Below are 4,706 nucleotides of genomic sequence, written 5' to 3' on the forward strand. Positions count from 1 at the left end.
CTGCCCCAGCAGCACCAGCACCACGATCACCGCCGCCGGTTCGAAATAGACCGGAACCGAGCCGTCCATGTTCCGCATGGCGGGCGGGAACAGCTGCGGCGCGATGGTGCCGACAAGGCTGTAAACGAGCGCGGCCCCGGTTCCGAGCGCGATAAGCGTGAACATATTGAGGTTGCGCGTGCGGACCGACGCCCAGCCACGTTCGAGGAACGGCCAGCCGGCCCACAGCACGACCGGGGTGGCGAACAGGAGTTGCAGCCAGTTGGACGCCTGCGGCGCGATCCAGCGATGCAGGCCCAGCAGGTGTCCGCCCATTTCCAGCACCAGCACCGGGATCGTCAGCGCAAGCCCGATCCGGAAGCGACGGGTGAAATCGACCAGTTCCGGGTTGGGACCGTCGGCGACGCCGGGCATCTCTGGCTCAAGCGCCATGCCGCAGATCGGGCAGGAGCCCGGGCCGGATCGGCGGATCTCCGGGTGCATCGGGCAGGTATAGATTGTGCCCTCCAGCACCGGCTCGACCGATCCGGCGCCCAGAAAGTAGCGCCCCGGATCCGCCACGAACTTCGTCCGGCATCCCGCGGAACAGAAATGGTAGGGCCGCCCCAGATGTTCGGCATGATGCCGCGTGGTGTGCGGATCCACGCTCATCCCGCACACCGGGTCCTTCACCTTGTCGGTAGCACCGGGTTCGAGCCGATGGGCGCTAGCGTGCATTTCTATTCTCCGATCGACTGTCAATCAGTCGCTGGGCGTCAATGGCTGGATTTGGAGGGGCGCAGCTCGACGATATCGTGCGTGGCTACCTTGCCACCTATCACGCTGGCCCGCGCAAAATGGTCGTCGACAATGCTGTCGATGCGGACATGACCGATCTCCTGTCGGCGGAACGCTGGCGCATTGCCTTTTTGCGGGATGCTGACAGGGACCGCCCGATAAACATCGAGCACCTGACCCGACTTTGCGCCATCGGCCTTTCCGATGCACAATGTGGCAGTTTCGCCAGTAATGTCGACAACCTGACCACGCATGAAAAGAGTGTGTTTCAGGCCCTGCGCTGATGCTGCCATCCAGGGGACTGGGGCTAGGGTCAGCATTGCAGCTAGGATGAAGAATGATCTGCGGTACATGCCACTTCTCCTTCGATGAATTGCTTGGTTGCCGGAATTTGGAGCGGCGGTTTCTGAGAACCACCGCTCCTGCTCGCCCACGGGCTTATTTCGGGGCCTGCGTTCCTTCATGGCCCATCTTGCTGTGGTCCATCGTTGCACCCTCTTTCTTGTCGCAGCAGCACTTCTTCTCGTCGGCGGGCGCCGGGGCCTGCTGAGCCATGACAGGGGTGGCGATAGCCACTGCAAGCAATGCGAGAACAGTCTTGGTCATCGTCCTTCTCCTTCTTCCACTTCAGAACCAAAATCTGACGCCGCCTCGTACCGACCAGCCGCCGTTCTCTTCGCCTGCGGCGTTGGCGAGGCGGGCGGATTTCCCGAGGCGACTTTCGTAGGTGAGCGCCAGTGTCGGCGCGAACTTGCGGCTGATTTCATAGCGGGCCTGAACGCCCGTCTCGATGCTGGAGAAGCCCTTGCCGACCATCCGCTCCGGCACATCCGAGAAGCTGATGTCGGTTTCGAGATTTGGCTCCAGCACGAAGCGGTTGGTCATGCGGATATCGAAGGACTGCTTGAAGCGCAGGCTGACGTCGCCCTTGAAGCCGATGAAGGCGTGCAGCTCGGTTTCCAGCAGATAGGGGGCAAGGCCCTGGATGCCGATTACGGCATAGCCCCGGCCATCGGGCTTTGCGTCGGCGCGGAGGCCGGCCTGCACGTCGAAGAAGGTCCAGACGTTGCGGCTGTAGAGGGCCTGGAATTCCGCCGTCTCGAATTCGGAGGCCGCATGTTCGCCTTCGGATTTCCACCAGAATTTTTGGCGGTCGCCACCGATGAAGCCTTCGGCATCCCAGTTGACCACGGCCTCGCCCTGCTGGCGGCTGACGTCTGCCTCCACCTGCGTGAAGGCAAGCGTGCGGTTGCCATGCAGATGCGCGGCGGAAACCGGCTCGCCGGATTGGGCGAAGGTTGGGGCGGCGACGGCGAGCGACGCGAGGAGCAGCAGGCGCATCGCTCAGCGACCCCCGTGCGTGCCGTGGTGCGCCGGCGGCGTGACTGTCCCGCCGGGCGGCGGGGCGACATTCGCCACGATCAGCTTCTTCATCATGCCGGAATCCATGTGAAACAGCAGGTGGCAGTGCAGCGGCCATTCGCCCGGCTCGTTGGCCGTGAGGAGCACGGACTGGGTGCGCCCGGGCGCCACCGCGATCACATTCTTTTCCGGCAGCCGATCTGCGGGCTGGCCGTTCTCGATCTCGAAGAACATGCCGTGCAGGTGCATCGGGTGCGCCATCATGGTTTCGTTGACGAAGGTGATGCGGACGCGCTCGCCGAACTGGACATCGACGGGCGGGGCTTCGCCGAAGGGCTTGCCGTTCAGCGTCCAGATATAGCGTTCCATGTTGCCGGTGATGCGGATGACGATGTCGCGCGTGGGGGCGCGGGCGTCTGCATGGGGCTTCGCGGCGACAAGATCGTTCATCGACAGCACCCGTGCGCCGTAAGGTGCGCCGGTCGCCCAGCCGAGCACGCGACCGGAACCGTCGGTGTCGCCTTCGCGGCCCAGCTCGGCGCCGTGGTTCATGGCTGAATGGTCCATGCCGGCCATCGGATCGCGGCCATAGCCATAGTCGACGCGCGGAAAGGCAGTGCCGCCTTCGGGTTTGGCGGCGAGGGATACTGCCGTTCCCGTGCGCTCGCTCGCTTCGGGCTTTGGAAGCCTGGGCGTGCAGTGGCCCATGGCGGCGTGTTCGGGAGGGCAGTTCGGATCGATGGGGGCGGCGGGCGGAGCCGGCATCGTGCAATGACCCATAGCCGCGTGCTCTGGCGAACAGTCTGGCGCCGGGGCGGCGGGCGGGGTTGCTGCGGGCATGGTGCAATGGCCCATCGCTGCATGCTCGGGCGTGCAGCTGCTGGCGGGGGCCGGCTGGCGGGCTGCCGCGGCGTTCAGAATGTCGGTGTCTGGATCGGATGGCGCCATTGCGCTTTCGGCCATCTGCATGGCCGGCATGGCATGCCCCATCTCGCCCAGCATCAGCACCTGCATCGGGCGCGGCGCGGGCGCTTCCGCCCGTGCGCCGGGGCGGGGCCCAAGCGTCGCCAGTAGGCTGGCGCGCCGGTCAAGCGTTTCCACCCACAGCGGATAGGGTTTGTCGTCCTTCGGCTCGACGATCACGTCGTAGGTTTCGGCGACCGCCATGCGGAACTCGTCCACCTTTACAGGTTCCACGGCACGGCCATCGGCTGCCACCACCGTCATCGACAGGCCGGGAATCCGCACATCCATGAAGCTCATCGCGGAGCCGTTGATGAAGCGCAGCCGCACCCTTTCCCCGGCCTTCATCTCGAAGAAGGGCGCACGGGCGGTGGGCAGGCCGTTCACCAGCAGCGTGTAGTTGGCAACGTCTGCGATGTCGGTCGGGTCCATGCGCATGCGGCCCCACTGGGCGCGATCAGACAGCGTTTTTCCCAACCCGAAGCGCCCGGCGTCGCGCAGCAGTTCGGGGAAGGTGCGCTTGTTCCAGTTATAATATCCGGCATCCGCCTTCAGGTTGCGGATGATCCGCTCGGGATCTTCGGGCGTGTGCTCGGTCAGCAGGATCACATGCTCGCGGTCCACCGCGATATCCGGCCCGTCCTTAGGATCGATGATCAGCGCACCATATTGCCCCGCCTGCTCCTGCAGCGAGGCGTGGCTGTGATACCAGTAGGTGCCAGACTGCCTGAGCGTGAACCGGTAGGTGTAGGTTTCACCGGAGGCGATGCCCGGAAAGCCGTTGAAGCCGGGCGCGCCGTCGTGATGGCCCGGAACCAGCAGGCCGTGCCAGTGGATCGCCGTCATCTCCGGTAGCTGGTTCTTCAGGTTCACGGTCACGGTATCGCCCTCGCGGAAGCGCAGCACCGGGCCGGGCACGCCGCCGTTCAGCGTCACCACCGTGTCGCGGCGGCCGGGGTTCACCTCCAGCTTTTCGCGCCGGGTGACGAGATCCACGGTGGTGTCCGCGGCGAGCACCGCATCGGAAAGGCCGGCGGCAAGCGCGCCGGCAAGTGCAAGAATCCGCAGTGCGGGTGAGAATGGCAAAAGGGAACCTCGTGGGGCTTGCTGTTTGGTTAGTCTCTATACGCGGGCCGGGGCTGTTCCCCTCAAAGGCCGCCAATTGCCTCTGACAGTTGCCGGCGGGCGCGGGCAACCTTGGTTTCCACGGCCTTTGCGCTGATGCCGAGTTGCGCGCCTGCCTCTGCATGGCTCAATCCCTCGATCGCGGTCAGCACCAGCGGCAGGCGCAGCGCCAGCGGCAGGGCGGCTATGGCGCTGTCGAGCGTGGCAAGTGCCTGCCGGTCGGCCGCCTGCATATCCGGCAGGGGCGCGGGATCGACCGCACGCGCCATCACCGCTTCGTCTGCGGCGCCTGTGAGGAAGCGGCGCACGGCACGCCTGCGGCCCCAATCGCGCACCTTGTTGATGGCGATGCGCTGTGCCCATGGCTGGAAGGACCTTGTTTCATCGAACCGGGCCAGCCCGTGCCAGACCGAAACCATGCAGTCCTGCAGCACATCATAGGCGGCATCCGGGTCGCCGGTGAGGCGCCGGATGAGGCG

At 65.3% G+C, this 4,706-nt stretch carries 6 protein-coding genes; 1 reads left to right on the forward strand and 5 read right to left on the reverse strand.

The features are described from left to right. Nucleotides 1-717, reverse strand: a 717-nt coding sequence (locus tag ACE3O8_RS12845; RefSeq protein WP_374390351.1) for a heavy metal-binding domain-containing protein, incomplete at its 3' end; no start/stop codon positions are given. 41 nt (nucleotides 718-758) lie between these two features. Between ACE3O8_RS12845 and ACE3O8_RS12850 the strand changes: the two genes are divergently transcribed. Next, entirely contained in the window at nucleotides 759-1,061 is a 303-nt protein-coding gene (locus ACE3O8_RS12850; RefSeq protein WP_374390353.1) for a hypothetical protein, read from the forward strand. Nucleotides 1,062-1,215: 154 nt separating this feature from the next. Here ACE3O8_RS12850 and ACE3O8_RS12855 read toward each other — a convergent pair whose 3' ends face one another. The 4 genes from ACE3O8_RS12855 to ACE3O8_RS12870 all read right to left on the reverse strand — a co-directional run. Beyond that, nucleotides 1,216-1,383 carry a hypothetical protein gene (locus tag ACE3O8_RS12855; protein WP_374390355.1) on the reverse strand — a complete coding sequence of 56 codons (168 nt, stop codon included), beginning with the start codon at nucleotides 1,381-1,383 and terminating at the stop codon, nucleotides 1,216-1,218. Nucleotides 1,384-1,404: 21 nt separating this feature from the next. After that, nucleotides 1,405-2,118, reverse strand: coding sequence for a copper resistance protein B (locus ACE3O8_RS12860; RefSeq protein ID WP_374390357.1), 714 nt, complete (start codon nucleotides 2,116-2,118; stop codon nucleotides 1,405-1,407). A gap of 3 nt (nucleotides 2,119-2,121) precedes the next feature. Then, on the reverse strand, nucleotides 2,122-4,119 hold the full coding sequence (locus ACE3O8_RS12865) for a multicopper oxidase domain-containing protein (RefSeq protein WP_374390359.1): 1,998 nt from the start codon (nucleotides 4,117-4,119) through the stop codon (nucleotides 2,122-2,124). Between the two features lie 131 nt (nucleotides 4,120-4,250). After that, nucleotides 4,251-4,706 (reverse strand): RNA polymerase sigma factor (locus tag ACE3O8_RS12870; RefSeq protein ID WP_374390361.1); only part of this gene is annotated, 456 nt, incomplete at its 5' end.

The sequence above is a fragment of the Sandaracinobacter sp. genome, assembly GCF_041909755.1.
Taxonomy (GTDB): domain Bacteria; phylum Pseudomonadota; class Alphaproteobacteria; order Sphingomonadales; family Sphingomonadaceae; genus Sandaracinobacteroides.